Source organism: Streptomyces sp. WM6386 (genome assembly GCF_000972385.1).
GTDB lineage: Bacteria > Actinomycetota > Actinomycetes > Streptomycetales > Streptomycetaceae > Streptomyces.
In genome coordinates, this window is sequence record NZ_JXTE01000016.1 from 28,236 (window position 1) to 45,536 (window position 17,301).

Here is a 17,301-nt window from a genome sequence, read left to right on the forward strand (position 1 = left end):
GGCTTCGTCCTCATTTGAAGGTCACCTCTCCCCCGCTGGATACGACGATGGCCCATTCGGGCACGTCATGGCCACACAATCGATGCATCATGTTCCTGCACGTTCAGGACCCTGGGGGGTGGAGATTTGCCAATACATGAGACTAAACGGACACATCCTCATGCGCTGACTGAGCTGTGCGAGGAGGGTCGGCGTCTTTATGGGAATGCTCTCCGCACGGGACGCATCTCCCGTGCGGATGTCGAGCCTGCTCCCTGTCTGATGGAGTTTGCCCTACTTCATCCGGACCCTGACGACCCCAACTGGCTGCGCCCCGTGCCGCCTTCCATCGCTCTGGCCCAGCGGCTCAACCCGATCGAGCACGAGATCACCCAGCGCAGACGGCATTCCATCGAACTTGCCGATGCTTTCGAGCCGTTCATGACCCTCAGCGCCCAGTCCACGGCGACCACGCACTCGATCACCGTGCTGGAGGGCCTCGACCGGATCAACGCGGCTCTCGATCTGGCCACCGCCCAGTGCCAGAACGAGATGCTCACCGTGCAGCCGAGCCGGCGTCGCCTCGAACACACCCTCACCAAGGCGTTGGAGCGCGACCGCCCGCTGATCGAACGCGGCTGCCGTATCCGCACCCTCTACCAGCACCCGGCGCGCTACAGCCCCGAGACACTGGCCTACGTCGCCCAGTTCACCGACGGCAAGGTCGAGTACCGCACCATCGACGAACTCGTCGAGCGGCTGATCGTCTGCGATGAGACCGTGGCCTTCATCCCCACCCGCGACGACGGGGAGGTCGCCCTCGAACTGCGCCACCCCGGACTCGTCCGCTACCTGATCAAGGTCTTCGAGTTCATGTGGGGACGCGCGGTGCCGCTGAGTGCCGGCGCCCCCTACGAGACGGCTCCGGACGGCATCACGGAGATCCAGCACTCCATCGCCAAACTGCTCGTCGAGGGCCATGTCGACGAGGCGATCGCCCGCCGCCTCGGCATGAACGTCCGCACCTGCCGGGCCCATATCGCCAAGCTGGCCACGGCGCTGGGCAGCGGCAGCCGGGCGCAACTCGGCTACCTCATCGCGGAGTCAGGCATCCTCAAGCAGGAGGGAGCCGAGGAGTGAGCCCGGCGCCGCACATCGAACACAGTGTGGACGAGTTGTGCACCGCAGGAATCGAGCTCTATGAACGCGCCCTGCGCGAGAGCCGGGTGAGCAGTGCCGACGCCGCCGCGGCACCCTGTCTCGTCGACCTCGGGCTGCTGCATCCCAGCATCGAGGATCTGAGCCGGCTGGAGCCCGTCGCCCCGGCCGCGGCCCTGCACCGGCTGCTGCGCGCCGCAGCCGAGCGGATCGCCGAGGAACGCCGGCGCGAGGAGCGGCTGACAGCCGTCTTCGAGCCCCTGCTGACCATGGAGGTCAAGGACGCGACGGCGCACTCGCCCGCGATCAGCGTCCTCAGCGGCAACACCCGGATCAACCGGGCCATCGACGAAGCGATGACCGAGGTGTCCGGGGAGCTCCTCGCCATCCAGCCCCACGACAGCTACACCCGGGCCACGCCCGAGCACCAGGCCCAGGCCCAGGCCCGCGACCAGGCCCTGCTCGACCGCGGCGGCCGTATCCGCACCCTGTACCAGCACACCATGCGCCACGCGCCGGCCGTCCAGGCCCGCTACGAACTCCTGCGCGGCGATGCGGAGGCCCGCACCCTGGACGAGGTCACCGGACGGCTCCTGGTCGTCGACCGCGCGGTCGCCTTCCTCCCCGCCAGCAAGGACCGTCAAGTGGCCCTGGCCGTCCGCCACCCCACCCTCGTCGACCACTTCGCCGCCTTCTTCGACCACCTCTGGCGCCTGGCCACCCCCATGTACCCCCAGGCCGTCCAGCAGCCCACCCTCAACGGCGTCACCCCGCGCCAACGAGCCATCGCCGCCCTCCTCATCGACGGCCATACCGACGCCGTCATAGCCGACCGCCTGGGCCTGAACGTCCGCACCGCCCGCGTCCACATCGCCAAACTCGCCGCCACCCTCGGCAGCGAGAGCCGGGCCCAGCTCGGCTATCTCATCGGACGGTCGGGGATCCTTGATCAGGAATCGTGAGGCCGGCGACCTCGGCGGCGCGGGCCGGGCCGTCGAGGCCCACCTGGGCGATGCGGACGCCCAGTTGGGCGCGGCTGGCCGCACCGAGGGTCTCCGACAGACGGGCGATGTGGGCGCGACAGGTGCGCACACTTATTCCGAGGCGCTCCGCGATGACCGCGTCCTGGTGGCCCTCCGCCAGTAGCGCCGCGATGGACTGCTCGCGGTGGGAGATGCCCTCGATGCCCGTGTCGGGGAGCGGGGCCGTGAGGGGGATCGCCAGGCGCCACAGACGTTCGAAGACCGTCGCGAGAAAGCCGACCAGGGCCGGGTGGCGCAGTTCCAGGGCGAGGGTGCGGTCCTGGTTCGCCGGGATGAAGGCGACCGTACGGTCGAAGAGGATGAGGCGGTCGATGACCTCGTCGAGGGTCCTGGCCTCCACCGCGCCGCCCATCAACTCCATGTAGTTCAGCAACCCCTGACCGTGCCGCGCCACATGCGTGTACAGGTCCCGCATCCGCACTCCCCGCCCCCGCAGCGCCAGCGCCCGGTGCAGGCCCTCCGTCAGCTCGTGTTCGGGGCGGATGCCGCCCGGCTGCACGGTCAGGACCTCCGTCGTGCACGCCTCCGTCGCCGCGTCCATCGCGGCCTGGATCCGGGAGAGGCCGTCCAGGACCCGGATCGAGGAGCCCTCCGCGGCCGAGGAGCGCTGCTGCGGCGCCAGTCCGGCGTACCACTCGAAGGCGGCCACCGCCGACCCCATCCGCCGCTGGCTCGCGCTCACCTCCTCGTGGACCCCGCGCAGCAGCCGTGTCATGACCTCCTGCGGGGAGGTCGGCACGAGCCAGTCCATGTCGTCGGGGTCCGGGTGCAGCAGCGCCAGCTCCAGCAGGCAGGGCACCGGTTCGGCGTCCTCGCGCGGCACGCGTCCGCGCCGTACGGCCCGGGAATACACGCGATCCCCGGCCTCGCACAGTCGGTCAGCACCGTGTGGGTGCTCGTCCGTCCCGTGCCCGGCCATCGCCCAGCCCACCCCCGTATCCAGCCTCTCGTGCCCGGCGTGCGCGCGCTCGTGGCACCGACACACCCCTACGGGTCCGCAACTATGCGCGGACCGGTCCTGCTCCGCAACACGGCTCCGTCCCCTGTGACCGAGGGAAACCACCTGTATGCCCCCGATTATCCGCGCCTCCGCCCGTCGAGTTGCAACAAGCTGATGCTGGTGGGCCCGACCCACAGAAGGCCTCCGCAAAGGGAATCCGGCTCTCCGCGCACGCTGCCCGAAATCCGCGGGTGATCACCCCGTTACGTATCGCCTCTAACGTCCCCTCATGGCGGACATATTTGACGCGTACGCGTTGGCCGACGCGTGGGACGAGATGTTTGTGCGGCCGGGTGAGGTCAGGACCGCCTATGAGCCGGTGCTGGCGGCCCTTCAGCCGATCGAGCCGAGCGAACTGCGCTTCCGGGCCGACCAGATGGCCCGGGCGTTCACCGACAGGGGCGTGACGTACGCCTTCGCGGGCGAGGAGCGGCCCTGGCCGCTGGACCTCGTGCCCAGGATCCTCGACGGCCTCGAATGGGATCTCGTACAACGCGGGGTGAGCCAGCGGGTGCGGGCCCTGGAGGCCTATCTCGCCGACGCCTACGGGCACTGCCGGGCCTTCGAGGACGGCGTCGTGCCCTGGCGGCTGCTGCTCAACTCACCCCACTTCCACCGGGCGGCCCACGGGGTCGAGCCACCCGGCGGGGTACGGATCCACGTGGCGGGGATCGATCTCGTACGGGACGAGGCCGGGGACTTCCGGGTGCTCGAGGACAACGTGCGGGTGCCCAGCGGGGTTTCGTACGTCATCGAGAACCGCAGAGCCATGACCCGGGTCTTCCCCTCCCTCTTCGCCGAGCAGCACGTCCTGCCCGTCGACGGGTACGGGCAGAAGCTGCTGGCCGCCCTGCGTGCCGCCGCTCCCGGCGGTACGGCGGATCCCCGGGTCGTCGTGCTCACCCCCGGGCCCAGCAACGCGGCCTACTTCGAACACGCCCTGCTGGCCCGGCTGATGGGCGTGCAGCTCGTCGAGGGGCACGACCTGGTGTGCCGGAACAACCGGGTGTGGATGCGGACCACCCGCGGCGAGATGCCCGTCCACGTCGTATACCGGCGCCTCGACGACGACTTCCTCGATCCGCTGCACTTCCGGCCCGACTCGGTGATCGGCTGCCCGGGGATCATGAACGCGGCCATGGCGGGCAACGTCACCCTCGCCAACGCCGTCGGCAACGGCATCGCGGACGACAAGCTGCTCTACACGTACGTACCGGACCTGATCCGGTACTACCTCGCGGAGGAGCCGGTCCTCCCCAACGTGGAGTCCTTCCGGCCCGACGAGCCGGGGCAGCTGGACGCCGTCCTCGACCAGATCGACCAGCTCGTCATCAAGCCCGTCGACGGCGCCGGCGGCCAGGGCATCGTCATCGGGCCCAAGGCGGACAAGGCGACCCTGGAGAGGACCAGGAAGGCCGTCATCGCCGACCCGCGCGGCTACATCGCGCAGCGGCCCGTCGCCCTGTCCACCTCCCCCACCCTCGCCGGTGAGCGCATGGCACCCCGCCACATCGACCTCAGGCCCTTCGCCGTCAACGACGGCGACGACATCTGGGTGCTGCCCGGCGGCCTCACCCGGGTCGCCCTCCAGGAGGGCAATCTGATCGTCAACTCCAGCCAGGGCGGCGGCTCCAAGGACACCTGGGTGCTCGCCGAGGGGCCCGCCGAGCATCCCGAGGAGCCGAGCGCCGGGACGGCCCCTCCGGGCGTCGCACCCCGTCAGCTGGGTCCCGACGGCACCCCCACCGTCGTACAGGAAGGAGCGCAGCAGCAATGAGCGACGTGATCCTCTCCCGGATAGCCGAGGCGCTGACCTGGACCGGGCGGTATGTCGAGCGGGCGGACGCCACCGGGCGCATCCTCGACGCGTATCTGCACCGCATGCTGGAGGACCCCTGGCGCGACGAGGACGCGGCCTGCCGGTCGCTGTACGCGATCCTCGGCGTCGACGCGGGCGACGAGCGCGTCGACATGCAGCAGGTCCTCGACCAGCTCGCCTTCGACGCCCGTTCGACCTGCTCGATCGAGGGCGCGCTGGGCGCGGCGCGGCTGAACGCCCGCAGCGCCCGTGAGGCCGTCTCCTCCGAGATGTGGGAGTGCCTCAACTCCACCTGGCACGCGCTCGCCGACCAGCGGCGCGCGGCCCGCCGTACGGGCCCGTACGGCTATCTGGAACTGGTACGCGCGCGTGCCGCGCTGTTCTTCGGGCTCGCCGACTCCACGATGAGCCGGGACGACAGCTGGCGGTTCGTGGTGCTGGGGCGCAGCCTGGAGCGGGTGGACATGACCGTACGGCTGCTGTCCGTGCGGGTGCTGGACGCCGCGCACGCGCCCGACTGGACGACGCTGCTGAGCGCGTCCGGTGCCGACGAGGCGTACGCGCGCGTGCACAGCGGCTTCGGCGACAGCGCGCGGGTGGCCGAGTTCCTGCTCCTGGACCGGGGCTTCCCGCGCTCCGCACTGCACGCGCTGACCACCGCGGAGGAGTGCCTCAGCGCCCTCGGCCGCCCCCGCCAGGACCCGGCGCGCCGCCCGATCGGCCGGCTGCGCACCCGCCTGGAATACCTCGACTCGCACGCCCTCCAGGATCAACTCCCCGTCTTGCTCCAGGACTTGCAGCAGGCCTGCATGACCTCGGCGGAGGGGGTCGCGGAGCGGTTCTTCCCGTACCAGGGGCCCGTGGTGTGGGCCCAGGAAGGAGCCTGACATGACCCGTCGTCTCCGCATCAAGCACATCACCCGCGTCGCGTACGCCCAGGCCGCCGTCTCCTCGCACAACGAGGTCCGGATGACGCCGCTGACGCTGCCGGGGCAGACCACGCTGGACTCCCGGGTCACCGTCACCCCGGCCGCCTCGACCTGGTCGTACTGGGACTACTGGGGCACCCAGGTCACCGGCTTCGACCTGATGGACCCCCACGCGGATCTCACCATCACGGCCTCCAGCCTGGTCGAGACGTCCCCGCCGGAACCGCTGCCGCCCGCTCCCGGCTGGCCGGAGGTGGCCGAACGGGCCAGGAGCTCGCGCCTGTTGGAGTTCGCCGGCCCCACGGTCCGTACGACGGTCCCGCCCAAGCTGCTGAAGAAGGCGCGGAAGGCCGCGGTGGGCCTCGACCCGCACGAGGCCGCCGTCGCCGTCTCCGCCCTGGTCGCCGACCGGGTCTCCTACCTCCCCGGCGCCACCAGCGTGAACACCTCCGCCGCCGAGGCCTGGGAGCAGGGCGCGGGCGTCTGCCAGGACATCACCCACCTCACCGTCGCCCTGCTGCGGGGCGTGGGGCTGCCGTCCCGGTACGTCTCCGGCTACCTCCACCCCGAACGGGACGCGGAGCTCCACCGGCCGGTCGCCGGGGAGAGCCACGCCTGGATCGAGTACTGGGCGGGCGACTGGTGCGGCTACGACCCCACCAACCGGACGCGGGCCGACGAGACGCACGTGGTCGTGGGGCGCGGCCGGGACTACGACGACGTGACGCCCCACAAGGGCATCTACCGGGGCGTGCCGGGCGGGCCGCCGGAGGTGACGGTGGAGTTCACGCGGGTGGCGTGAACGGGGCGTGGACGGGGGCAGGGCCGGGCGGTGGATCCCGGCCCCGCGCCCCGGCTCGGTGCCGTCGTCGCCGCTCGAAGGGTCCGCAACGTTCACTTCTGCCCACCCGGGGCGCACAATCGCCCCTATGCCGACCGCACGCCTGCTCCGTCGTACGGCCCCCGTGCTCGCCCTGCTGCTCCTCACGGGCTGCGGGGGCGGGGACTCCGGCGGGTCGCCGCCGTCCTCTGTGTCCCCCTCCCAGAGCCCCTCACGGGCGTACAAGGACGGCCATCTCACCTTCACCGTCCTGTCGTTGCGCTGCGGCATCACCGGGGTGACCGGGTCGCACGCCGACGCGCCGCCGCAGGGGCAGTTCTGTGCCGCCCGGCTGCGGGTGGAGAACAGGGACCCGAACTACCACGTCTACGAGTCGGCCCGGCAGCACCTCGCGGGCGTCACCGGCGACCGGGCCCGGCCCGACTCCTTCGCGATGGCGGTACGGCGTCAGTCGGACACGGTGAAGCTCGGCGGCCACACCCTCATGGAGGTCGAGCTCTGGTACGACGTCCCCAAGAACGCGAAGGCCACCGGCCTGCGCGTCTCGGGGGACAACGACCCGTCCAGCTTCACCAGCACCAAGCCGATCGGACGGGCGCCGAACGGGGTGCTGGTGCCGATGAAGCCGCTGGCCGCCAATTGAGCGGCTGACCTACTTGAGCTTGATCGCCGCGCAGTCCGCCGCGTACTTGGCGGTGCAGATCTGGTCCACCGTGTAGATGCCGTCGGCGACGACCGTGCTCTTGATGTTCGCCCGCGTCAGCGCGGACACCGTCACCAGCTGCGCCGGGATGCCCTTGTCGGTGGGGCTGTCCACGGAGTCCTGGGTGAGGGAGTCGAACAGGATGTCCTTGCCCTGGACCTTGGCCACGGCCATCTCCGCGGCGGCCTCGGCCTCCAGCGGGTAGGACTTGTACACGCTCATGTACTGCGTGCCGGCGACGATCCGCTGCACGGCGCTCAGTTCCGCGTCCTGGCCGGTGATCGGCGGCAGGTCGGTGATGCCCGCCTCCTCCATGGCCTCGATGGCGGTGCCGGCCATGGCGTCGTTGGCGGAGTAGACGGCGGCGATGTTGTCCTTGCCGATCGCCTTGATCGCCTCGGTCATGTCCTTCTTGGCGATCTCCGGCTTCCAGCCGTCGACGTCGTACTTCTTGGCGATCGTCACCTTGCCGTTGATCTCGGAAACCGCGCCCGCCTTGAACTGGCCCGCGTTCGGGTCGGAGGGCGAACCGTTGATCATCACGATCTTGTCGGAGGTGTCGATGTCCGAGCCCAGCGACTCGACGAGGGTGCGGCCCTGCACCTCGCCGACAAGTTCGTTGTCGAAGGAGACGTACGCGTCGATGGGGCCCTCGGCGAGACGGTCGTAGGCGATGACGGGGATGCCCGCGTCCTTCGCCTTCTTCACCGTCGACGCGATCTTCTTGGAGTCCACGGCGTCCAGCAGGATGACGTCGACCTGGTCGTCGATCATCTTCTGCATCTGGGACGCCTGCTTGTCCGCGTCGGCCTCGCCGTTGGCGTAGACCGTGCTGCCCTTCTTGTCGGTGAGCTCGGCGACTTTCTTCTGGATGATCGGGTAGTCGAACTCCTCGTACCGCGAGTTGGTCCGCTCCGGCATCAGCACGCCCACCGTGACGTCGTCGCCCTTGGTGGGACTCGCGTCGGCACTTCCCCCGGAGACTCCCAGCGCCCCGCAGGCGGAGAGCGAGAGGGCCATCGATGACACGGCCACGCATATGGCGGTACGACGCATTGGGGAGCTCACTATCTGGTGCCTTCCGGACTCGGGCGCATATTGCGCACCCAGGTGAAGGAAGCCAACGCGGCCTTCACGTATCAGTCAAGAAGCAACCGTCAAATGAGATAGCAACGTTAACGCGTGTAGCTTCCGTGTAGATACGCGCCTCCTGAGGCCGTACATCGCGCAGTGAAACCTGTACAACCGACGCCGATCCTCACGAGTCGTGATCACAGCGGACTCTCTCCGCTGTCCCAGTCCCGATCGGAGGATCGAATGAACCCAGCCAGACGTACGACGGCCCGCCTTGCCAGCGGCGAGGACTTCTCCTACGTCACGGTCACCGAGCCCGTCGGGGAGGGAACCGAAGCCCTGCCGGCGAGCGACTGGACAGTCAGAGCACCGAACTCATGACGACTCCACGGGGACGGTATGACCATCAGCGAAAGCTCCGTCACGGACACCCTCTTCGGCCCGCTCACCGTCCGCCTGAACACCTGGCGGGGTGAAGTCGTCGTCGAGGGTGAGGCGATACCGCGGGTCGTGCTGAGCCGGGCGACCGGCACCAAGGCCGACGGGGACATCCCGATCGGTACCCGGGACGCCGGTCTGCTCATCCTCACCGTCGGCGGCGAGGCGGCCGCGCTGGCCCCCGGCCGGGGAAGGCTGATCAGGCGTTCGTACCGGGTCGACGTCCGGCATGCGGGCCGGCACTGGCGGCTGGTGCCCGACTCCATGCTCGACAGCCGCCTCCTGCGCGACGGGCGGCGGCTCGGCGGCTTCCACTCGAAGGGCGACGGCGAGGTGAAGGCCGCCGACTGGCGGTCGGACGCCAAGCCGGCGGCCCTGGACGCGGCCGTCGGCTACGCGCTGGCCGCCGCGTTCGGCACGGGCGCGGAGCCGATGTGGTCGTCGGCCGCCGACCTGGTCTTCGACGCGTTTCCCTGAGAAACGCCGTACAACCAATCGGTGCCCTTGCCGGTCCTGATTCGACGACGGTGATCTCTCCCGTCGTCGGACAGGACCGAAGGACCGCATGAACCCAGCCAGACGTACGACCGCGGCCACCGCGACCGCCGTCGTACTCGCCACCGCGGGCACCCTGCTCACGCTCACGCCCGCCTCCGCCGCGACCACCTGCACCTCCCCGGTCTTCAAGCGGCAGTTCTTCGCGAACACGAGCTTCTCCGGCACCCCGAAGAAGACCGACTGCGACAGCGCCGTCGACCAGAGCTGGAGCGGGGCCCCCGCATCCGGGCTGCCGAGCAACAACTTCGGCGTCCGCTGGACCGTGACCCGCGACTTCGGCTCCGGCGGCCCCTTCGCCCTCGCCGCCTCCGGACTCGACGGCATACGGGTCTACGTCGACGGCGTCCGCAGGATCGACCTCTGGAAGAACGTCTCGACCACGGTGAGCAAGACCGTCAACGTGACCATCCCCTCCGGCAAGCACACCCTCCGCGTCGACTACGTCAACTGGACCGGCTCCGCCAAGGTCAAGTTCGGCTACACACCCCGCACCTCCGCCACCGTCGACAAGGTCACACCGCTTGCCCCGACCGGGACTTCCGTCTCGTACGACAAGACCACCGGCAAGGCCAAGCTGACCTGGGCGAAGAACAAGGAGATGGACCTCGCCGGGTACAAGGTCTACCGGCGGCTCAAGGGCGCCTCCTTCGGCAGCAAGGCGCTCGCCACGACCACCTCCACCTCGTACACGGACACCCCTCCGCCCACCGGTGCGACCTACCACTACGAGGTCCGCGCCTACGACAAGGCGGGCAACGTCTCGACCGGCACCGCCGACCAGGCGGTCACCAGCGTGGACACCACCCCGCCCGCCGCGCCGTTCGTCGAGATGGACGCGTGCCCGGTGGACCAGCCCTACGCGGCCCCGGAGCTCATCACGACCGCGGAGAACAAGGCCGACATCGCCCTGTACGAGATGCAGCGGCTCGACTCCGCCACCCACACCTGGGCCACCGTGTACACCGGCACCAAGGGCGCGATCTGCGACACCGGTTACGCCGCCGACGGCAGCAAGGTCACCTACCGGGGCCGGGCCCGGGACGCCGTCGGGAACTGGTCCGCGTACTCGCCCGCCGCCACCTTCACCACCGCGGACCTGACGCCGCCGGCGACCGCCGCCGACGCGCGCGTCGAGTACCGGTCGGGCGTTCCGCACCTGCTGTGGTCGGCCGTCGACGGGGCCGCCTCGTACCAGGTCCTGCAGTACGACGCGGCGACCGGCGGCTGGTTCGACGCGCTGCCCGGCGCCACGGGCAACACCCCGACCACCACCACGGGGACCGACACCGTGCCGCGCCAGCTGCTCGCGGTCGCCGACAGCTACCGGTACGCGGTGCGCTCGGTGGACGCGAAGGGCAATGCGGCCGCCCCGGTGGAGGTCACGCTGACGATGGCGGCCCGGCCCGGGGCGATCGCGCCGTTCCGGACCACCGCGAACAGGTTCGACGAGGGGGTGATGATCGAGTGGAGCGGCGCCGACCCGTGGACCTTCGGCGAGGACAAGCCGCTGCTCACCTATCGGATCGTCCGCACCGACCAGGCGACCGGCGAGAGCAGCGTGGTGAGCGCCTGCAAGCCCAACAACTCGCAGGACCTGCCGCTGACCGACCCGGAGACGTACTGGACCTGGAACACCGGTGACGCCCCCGGCTACGCCGGTGCCCGGCAGATCAACGGTGTCTGCTGGGATGTCTCCGGTGCCTCCGAGACGACGTACGACTACACGGTCGTGACGATCGACCCGTACGGTCATGAGTCGCAGCCCGGCCCCGCCGCCACCGGGACCACGCCGGACACCGTGCGCCCGGCCGCCGTGCAGAACCTGGCCGCCGAGCAGATCCCGCTCGGTGTGCGCCTGACCTGGACGCCACCGGCCGACGACGACGTCACGGGCTACAAGGTGTGGCAGGGCGTCGCGGACCCGGAGACCGGCGAGACGGTATGGGACCAGAACTGCTGGACGGGCGACTCCCTTGCCGCGACCGAGATCCTCTGCCCGACGGTCCCCGACGGCGCCGCGCACACCTACAAGGTGGCCGCCACGGACGGCTCCCCCCTGATCGACTGGTACGCCGGCCCCGAGGCCTTCCACCCCGCCGAGCTCTCCGTCGCCCTGCCCGACACGCGGCCGCCGGGTTGGACGGGGACCGAGATCCGTGAGGACCAGTACCCGGAGCTGTACGTCGGCTGCTCCGAGAGCTCCGGCCTCGGCGACTGCGACCGGTTCGCGAGCTACCGCGTGGAGCGCTGGGACCCGGCCTCGGCCGCCTATGTCACCCTCACCGAGGGCACGATGTACGACGCCGTGTTCCACATGGACAGGACGGTCCACGAGGACACGCTGGGCCTGTACTACTACCGCGTCGTCCGCCTGGACGCCGCCGGCGCGGAGGCCGCGTCCACACAGATGGCGTACGGCATCTGGGACTCCTGGCTCTGAGCCCGCACATGTGAAGGGGCCCGGAGGACGAACCTCCGGGCCCCTTGCACATGCCTACCTCAGTCCTGCCGCCCCTTGGGCCGCCACACCACCAACGCGCTGGTCTGCTGCACTTCCTGATACGGCACCAGGTCACGGCGGTACGACGCGTGCACCGCCGCCTCCCGCTGCCGCATCGCCGCGGCGGCGCCGTCGAGGGCGGCCTCCATCTCGGCGACGCGGGACTGCAGCGCGGCGACCTGGTTCTCCAGCTCGATGATGCGCTTGATGCCGGCGAGGTTGATGCCCTCGTCCTGCGACAACGCCTGCACCGCGCGGAGCAGTTCGATGTCGCGGGCCGAGTAGCGCCGGCCCCGGCCGGCGGTGCGGTCCGGGGAGACCAGGCCGAGCCGGTCGTACTGGCGCAGGGTCTGCGGGTGCAGGCCCGAGAGCTGGGCCGCCACCGAGATGACGTAGACCGGGGTCTCCTCGGTCAGTTCATACGGGTTGCGTCGACGGCCGTCCATCTCGATCAAGCTCCCTTCGCGGCCTGGAACAGCTCCGCCCGCGGGTCATCGCCCGCGGTCGCCTCGCGATACGCCTCGAGTGCGTCACGAGCCTTCCCCGTCAGGTCCGTCGGGACACTCACCTCGACGGTGACCAGGAGGTCGCCGCGGGTGCCGTCCTTGCGGACCGCGCCCTTGCCGCGGGCGCGCATGGTGCGGCCGTTGGGCGTGCCCGGCGGCAGCTTCAGCGTGACGGCGGGGCCGCCCAGGGTGGGGACCCTGACCTCGCCGCCGAGGGCCGCCTCGGTGAACGTGACCGGGACCGTGACCGTGAGGTTGTCCTCCTTGCGGCCGAAGACCGGGTGTGTGTCGACGTGCACGGTGACGTACAGGTCGCCGGCCGGGCCGCCCCGCTCGCCCGGTGCGCCCTTGCCGCGCAGCCGGATCCGCTGACTGTCCGTCACCCCGGCCGGGATGCGGACCTGCATGGTCCGGGAGGACTTGGCGCGGCCGCTTCCCTTGCACTCCAGGCAGGGGTGCTCGGCCATCAGTCCGCGGCCCTTGCAGTCCGGGCAGGGGTCGGTGAGGGAGAAGCCGCCGCCGGAGCCCCGCGCCACCTGGCCGGTGCCGACGCAGGTCGGGCACACGCGCGGCGTGCCGTTCTTGTCGCCGGTGCCGGAGCAGGCCTTGCACGGGGACTGCGAGGACATCCGCAGCGGCACCGTGGCACCCTCGATGGCCTCGGTGAAGCTCAGGGTGACCTCGGTGTCGATGTCCTGGCCGCGCCGGGGCTGGGTACGCGTCGTGCCCGTACCGCCCCGGTTGAACAGGCCCCCGAAGACATCGCCGATCCCGCCGCCGAAGCCACCGGAACCCCCGGCGCCACCGCCCTGGGCGCCGCCTCCGAAGAGGTCGCCCAGGTCGAAGTTGAAGGAGCCGCCGCCCGCGCCCGGCCCCGGGCGGAAGCCGCCGTTGCCGAAGAGGGCGCGGGCCTCGTCGTACTCCTTGCGCTTCTTGGGGTCACCGAGGACGTCGTTCGCCTCGGAGATCTCCTTGAAGCGCTCCTCGGCCTTGACGTTGCCCTTGTTGGCGTCCGGGTGGAACTCGCGGGCGAGCTTCCGGTACGCCTTCTTGATCTCGGCCTCGGTGGCGTCCTTGGGGACGCCGAGGACCTTGTAGAAGTCCTTCTCGATGAAGTCCTTGGTGCTCATCCTCGACGCGCCCCCTTCCTGGTGTCCCGCTCAGTGGTGACCTCAGCCCTCCTCAGGGCCGTTGTCCTTGTCGTCGTCGGCCGTGGGGTCCTCCTCGGCCTTGACCGTCTGCGCGCCCGGCTGCGGTTCGGCGACGGCCACCCGCGCGGGGCGGATGGTGCGCTCGCCGATGCGATACCCGGGCTGCAGGATCGCCACGCACGTCGTCTCGGTGACGTCCGGCGCGTAGCTGTGCATCAGGGCCTCGTGGATGGTCGGGTCGAAGGGCTCGCCCTCCTTGCCGAACTGCTGCAGACCCATCTTCGCCGCGACGGTCTCCAGCGACTCCCCGACGGACTTGAATCCGCCGACGAACTCGCCGTGGTCCCGCGCGCGGCCGATGTCGTCGAGCACGGGCAGGAGTTCGGTCAGGAGGTTCGCGACGGCGATCTCCTTGACCGTGATCCGGTCCCGCTCCACGCGGCGGCGGTAGTTCTGGAACTCGGCCTGGAGCCGCTGGAGGTCCGCGGTGCGCTCTTCGAGCGCCTTGCGGGCCTGGTCCAGCTGGGCCGTCAGACCGGCGATCTGTGCTGTTGCGTCCCCGGCCGGGGCCGCCCCCTCCTGGGGGGCGGCCTTCGGCTCGGCGTCGTCGGGGGTCGCGCCGGAGGGGACGTCGGGCTTCTCCTCGAAGCCCGGGGTCTCCTCGGTCACGCGGCACCGTCCTTGCGCTCGTCGTCCACGATCTCGGCGTCCACGACGTCGTCGTCGGCCTTGGGAGCCTCGGCACCGGCGTCGGCGCCACCCGCGGCCTGCGCGGCCTGGGCGTCGGCGTACATGGCCTGGCCGACCTTCTGGGAGACGGCCGCGACCTTCTCGGTGGCGGTGCGGATCTCGGCGGTGTCCTCGCCCTTGAGCGCGGTCTTCAGCTCCTCGACGGCGGCCTCGACCTCGGTCTTGACCTCGGCGGGGACCTTGTCCTCGTTGTCCTTGAGGAACTTCTCCGTCTGGTAGACGAGCTGCTCGCCCTGGTTGCGGGACTCGGCGGCCTCGCGGCGGGCGTGGTCCTCCTCCGCGTACTTCTCGGCCTCTTCGCGCATCCGGTTGACCTCGTCCTTCGGCAGCGAGGAGCCACCGGTGACGGTCATCTTCTGCTCCTTGCCCGTGCCGAGGTCCTTCGCGGTCACGTGCATGATGCCGTTGGCGTCGATGTCGAAGGCGACCTCGATCTGCGGGACACCGCGCGGGGCCGGCGGCAGACCGGTCAGCTCGAACATCCCGAGCTTCTTGTTGTACGCCGCGATCTCGCGCTCGCCCTGGTAGACCTGGATCTGCACGGAGGGCTGGTTGTCCTCGGCGGTGGTGAAGATCTCGGACCGCTTGGTCGGGATCGTCGTGTTCCGCTCGATGAGCTTGGTCATGATGCCGCCCTTGGTCTCGATACCGAGGGACAGCGGGGTCACGTCGAGGAGCAGGACGTCCTTGACCTCACCCTTGAGGACACCGGCCTGCAGGGCGGCGCCGATGGCGACGACCTCGTCCGGGTTGACACCCTTGTTGGCGTCCTTGCCGCCGGTGAGCTCGCGCACGAGCTCGGCCACGGCGGGCATACGGGTGGAGCCACCTACGAGGACGACGTGGTCGATCTCGTTGATGGAGACGCCGGCGTCCTTCATGACGTTGAAGAACGGGGTCTTGCAGCGCTCCAGGAGGTCCGCGGTCAGCTGCTGGAACTGAGCCCGGGTGAGCTTCTCGTCCAGGTGCAGCGGGCCCTCGGCGGAGGCGGTGATGTAGGGCAGGTTGATCGAGGTCTCGGTGGAGGAGGACAGCTCGATCTTGGCCTTCTCGGCGGCCTCACGGAGGCGCTGGAGGGCCATCTTGTCCTTGGCGAGGTCCACACCGTGGCCGGAGCGGAACTGCTGCACCAGGTAGTCGACGACACGCTGGTCCCAGTCGTCACCACCGAGGTGGTTGTCGCCGTTGGTGGCCTTCACCTCGACGACGCCGTCGCCGATCTCCAGGAGGGACACGTCGAAGGTGCCGCCACCGAGGTCGAAGACGAGGATCGTCTGGTCGTCCTTGTCGAGGCCGTACGCGAGCGCGGCCGCGGTGGGCTCGTTGACGATACGAAGGACGTTGAGACCGGCGATCTCGCCGGCTTCCTTCGTCGCCTGACGCTCGGAGTCGTTGAAGTACGCCGGGACGGTGATGACCGCGTCGGTCACCTTCTCGCCCAGGTAGGACTCGGCGTCGCGCTTCAGCTTCTGCAGGATGAACGCGGACATCTGCTGCGGGTTGAAGGGCTTCCCGTCGAGCTCGACCTTCCAGTCCGTGCCCATGTGGCGCTTGACGGAGCGGATGGTCCGGTCCACGTTCGTGACCGCCTGGCGCTTGGCGACCTCGCCGACCAGCACCTCACCGTTCTTCGCGAAGGCGACGACGGACGGCGTGGTCCTGGCACCCTCGGCGTTGGTGATGACGGTGGGCTCGCCGCCCTCCAGAACGCTGACGACCGAGTTCGTCGTGCCCAGGTCGATGCCGACCGCACGTGCCATGGTGATTTCCTCCAGCTGACTTGAGTGGAACGGACTCAAGTGTGCATGACGCCCGCCGCTCGGTCAACAGACCTGAGTCATGGGGGCTCAACTCTTATCCGTTCCTTACACGCAACCGGGACCTGACCTGCGCGGACGGCTTCGCACGGAGGAGTGCGAGTACGACGATCAGGGCGCCCGCGACCACCCAGAGGGCCCCCGACTCCGCGAGCCACCCGAGGTGCACGAGGACCCCGACGAGTACCCCGCAGAAGGCTCCCGCACCGAGGACGACGATCACTCCCTGCGGGGTGAGCCCGAGCCGCCGCAGCCGGTGGGCGAGGTGGCCGGCGCCGGTGCCGCGGCGGGTCAGGGCGACGAGGAGGAACTCGGCGGCGACCAGGGCCGTCAGCGCGAACAGCACCGCCGCGCTGGAACCCAGCCCGTAGCCGGCCCGGGTCACCACCGCGGCCGAGGCGAGCACGAACCCGGCGAACAGCGACCCGCACGAACCGAGCCCCACGCGCGCGGGCGGCCAATTGTGCATGAGGAACCCGGTCAGCGCGGCGGCCAGCACGCTCAGCAGCACCGCGAGCCCGTCCATCACCTCGACCGCGGCACAGGCGCCGACCCCGAAGGCGGTGACGACCCCGACGGCCCCCGCGAGACCGTCGGCATGGTCCAGAGCGCGGAAACCGACGGTGACGGTGACGATCCAGCAGACGGCGAGGAGTCCCCCGGCGACGCCGGTCTCCCCGTACGGCACGACACAGGCCGCCGCCACCGCCGTACCGGCGACCAGCGCCCGCGCCTTGACCCGCCGTACGTCCGCGAACAGCCCCAGCCCGGCGACCACGGCCCCGGCGGCGAGCAGTTCGCCGACGCCGGAGCCGAGGGGCGCGACGCCGCTCCGGTCCCCCACGACCGCCACCAGGCAGGTCGCGAGCACCACCGCCACACCCCCGAACAGCGGCACCTTGCGGTGCTGCCACCGCCGGTCGACGACCCCGAGCCGCAGGGCGGCCGTGCGGAGCAGTGCGGTGAGGACGGTGGCGAGGAGGAGGGCGGTCGTGGCGGCTGCGATCCCGTAGAGCACAGGTCTAAATTAGGGGC

15 protein-coding genes are annotated in these 17,301 nt (G+C 70.3%); 8 read left to right on the forward strand and 7 right to left on the reverse strand.

What is annotated here, in order from left to right; all coding sequences use genetic code 11:
* Window positions 1-165: 165 nt before the first annotated feature.
* Entirely contained in the window at window positions 166-1,119 is a 954-nt protein-coding gene (locus tag TN53_RS12585; protein WP_095046460.1) for a helix-turn-helix transcriptional regulator, read from the forward strand.
* Window positions 1,116-2,099 carry a helix-turn-helix transcriptional regulator gene (locus TN53_RS12590; RefSeq protein ID WP_046247606.1) on the forward strand — a complete coding sequence of 328 codons (984 nt, stop codon included), beginning with the start codon at window positions 1,116-1,118 and terminating at the stop codon, window positions 2,097-2,099. The genes TN53_RS12585 and TN53_RS12590 overlap by 4 nt, the downstream gene beginning before the upstream one ends.
* Here the strand turns inward: TN53_RS12590 and TN53_RS12595 are convergent.
* Window positions 2,062-3,099, reverse strand: a complete 1,038-nt coding sequence (locus tag TN53_RS12595) for a helix-turn-helix transcriptional regulator (protein ID WP_095046178.1) — start codon at window positions 3,097-3,099, stop codon at window positions 2,062-2,064. The genes TN53_RS12590 and TN53_RS12595 overlap by 38 nt on opposite strands.
* 310 nt (window positions 3,100-3,409) lie before the next feature.
* Between TN53_RS12595 and TN53_RS12600 the strand changes: the two genes are divergently transcribed.
* From TN53_RS12600 to TN53_RS12615, 4 genes are all read left to right on the forward strand, one after another.
* A complete protein-coding gene (locus TN53_RS12600; protein ID WP_046247608.1) occupies window positions 3,410-4,957 on the forward strand; it encodes a circularly permuted type 2 ATP-grasp protein in 1,548 nt (515 codons plus the stop codon).
* The gene (locus TN53_RS12605) at window positions 4,954-5,886 is read left to right on the forward strand and encodes an alpha-E domain-containing protein (RefSeq protein ID WP_046247609.1); all 933 of its coding nucleotides are present in this window, start codon (window positions 4,954-4,956) and stop codon (window positions 5,884-5,886) included. The genes TN53_RS12600 and TN53_RS12605 overlap by 4 nt, the downstream gene beginning before the upstream one ends.
* A 1-nt stretch (window position 5,887) precedes the next feature.
* On the forward strand, window positions 5,888-6,730 hold the full coding sequence (locus TN53_RS12610; protein ID WP_046247610.1) for a transglutaminase family protein: 843 nt from the start codon (window positions 5,888-5,890) through the stop codon (window positions 6,728-6,730).
* Between the two features lie 127 nt (window positions 6,731-6,857).
* Complete coding sequence (locus TN53_RS12615; RefSeq protein ID WP_052742242.1) at window positions 6,858-7,412, forward strand: DUF4352 domain-containing protein; 555 nt, start codon at window positions 6,858-6,860, stop codon at window positions 7,410-7,412.
* Window positions 7,413-7,421: 9 nt separating this feature from the next.
* On the opposite strand, the gene TN53_RS12620 is transcribed toward TN53_RS12615, so the two are convergent.
* A complete protein-coding gene (locus TN53_RS12620) occupies window positions 7,422-8,528 on the reverse strand; it encodes a sugar ABC transporter substrate-binding protein (RefSeq protein WP_046247611.1) in 1,107 nt (368 codons plus the stop codon).
* Window positions 8,529-8,945: 417 nt separating this feature from the next.
* Here TN53_RS12620 and TN53_RS12625 point away from each other — a divergent pair, with 417 nt between their 5' ends.
* Both TN53_RS12625 and TN53_RS12630 read left to right on the forward strand, forming a co-directional pair.
* Window positions 8,946-9,461, forward strand: coding sequence for a hypothetical protein (locus TN53_RS12625; RefSeq protein ID WP_046247612.1), 516 nt, complete (start codon window positions 8,946-8,948; stop codon window positions 9,459-9,461).
* Between the two features lie 88 nt (window positions 9,462-9,549).
* The gene (locus TN53_RS12630) at window positions 9,550-11,982 is read left to right on the forward strand and encodes a PA14 domain-containing protein (protein WP_046247613.1); all 2,433 of its coding nucleotides are present in this window, start codon (window positions 9,550-9,552) and stop codon (window positions 11,980-11,982) included.
* Window positions 11,983-12,041: 59 nt separating this feature from the next.
* On the opposite strand, the gene TN53_RS12635 is transcribed toward TN53_RS12630, so the two are convergent.
* From TN53_RS12635 to TN53_RS12655, 5 genes are all read right to left on the reverse strand, one after another.
* Window positions 12,042-12,488, reverse strand: coding sequence for a heat shock protein transcriptional repressor HspR (locus TN53_RS12635; protein ID WP_046247614.1), 447 nt, complete (start codon window positions 12,486-12,488; stop codon window positions 12,042-12,044).
* A gap of 5 nt (window positions 12,489-12,493) precedes the next feature.
* Window positions 12,494-13,678 carry a molecular chaperone DnaJ gene (gene dnaJ, locus TN53_RS12640; protein ID WP_046247615.1) on the reverse strand — a complete coding sequence of 395 codons (1,185 nt, stop codon included), beginning with the start codon at window positions 13,676-13,678 and terminating at the stop codon, window positions 12,494-12,496.
* A gap of 42 nt (window positions 13,679-13,720) precedes the next feature.
* Entirely contained in the window at window positions 13,721-14,368 is a 648-nt protein-coding gene (gene grpE / locus TN53_RS12645; RefSeq protein ID WP_046247616.1) for a nucleotide exchange factor GrpE, read from the reverse strand.
* Window positions 14,365-16,209 carry a molecular chaperone DnaK gene (gene dnaK / locus TN53_RS12650; RefSeq protein ID WP_046247617.1) on the reverse strand — a complete coding sequence of 615 codons (1,845 nt, stop codon included), beginning with the start codon at window positions 16,207-16,209 and terminating at the stop codon, window positions 14,365-14,367. The genes grpE and dnaK overlap by 4 nt, the downstream gene beginning before the upstream one ends.
* 94 nt (window positions 16,210-16,303) lie before the next feature.
* Window positions 16,304-17,284 (reverse strand): MraY family glycosyltransferase, encoded by a 981-nt coding sequence (locus tag TN53_RS12655; RefSeq protein WP_046247618.1) that lies wholly within the window; start codon window positions 17,282-17,284, stop codon window positions 16,304-16,306.
* Window positions 17,285-17,301 lie beyond the last annotated feature (17 nt).

Excerpts from the sequence above, each read along its gene's own strand:
- TN53_RS12595 (WP_095046178.1), bottom strand. The coding sequence starts at position 3,099 with ATGGCCGGGCACGGGACGGACGAGCACCCACACGGTGCTGACCGACTG.
- TN53_RS12605 (WP_046247609.1), top strand. The coding sequence starts at position 4,954 with ATGAGCGACGTGATCCTCTCCCGGATAGCCGAGGCGCTGACCTGGACC.
- dnaJ (WP_046247615.1), bottom strand. The coding sequence starts at position 13,678 with ATGAGCACCAAGGACTTCATCGAGAAGGACTTCTACAAGGTCCTCGGC.
- TN53_RS12620 (WP_046247611.1), bottom strand. The coding sequence starts at position 8,528 with ATGCGTCGTACCGCCATATGCGTGGCCGTGTCATCGATGGCCCTCTCG.
- TN53_RS12600 (WP_046247608.1), top strand. The coding sequence starts at position 3,410 with ATGGCGGACATATTTGACGCGTACGCGTTGGCCGACGCGTGGGACGAG.
- TN53_RS12630 (WP_046247613.1), top strand. The coding sequence starts at position 9,550 with ATGAACCCAGCCAGACGTACGACCGCGGCCACCGCGACCGCCGTCGTA.
- TN53_RS12625 (WP_046247612.1), top strand. The coding sequence starts at position 8,946 with ATGACCATCAGCGAAAGCTCCGTCACGGACACCCTCTTCGGCCCGCTC.
- dnaK (WP_046247617.1), bottom strand. The coding sequence starts at position 16,209 with ATGGCACGTGCGGTCGGCATCGACCTGGGCACGACGAACTCGGTCGTC.
- TN53_RS12635 (WP_046247614.1), bottom strand. The coding sequence starts at position 12,488 with ATGGACGGCCGTCGACGCAACCCGTATGAACTGACCGAGGAGACCCCG.
- TN53_RS12615 (WP_052742242.1), top strand. The coding sequence starts at position 6,858 with ATGCCGACCGCACGCCTGCTCCGTCGTACGGCCCCCGTGCTCGCCCTG.
- TN53_RS12610 (WP_046247610.1), top strand. The coding sequence starts at position 5,888 with ATGACCCGTCGTCTCCGCATCAAGCACATCACCCGCGTCGCGTACGCC.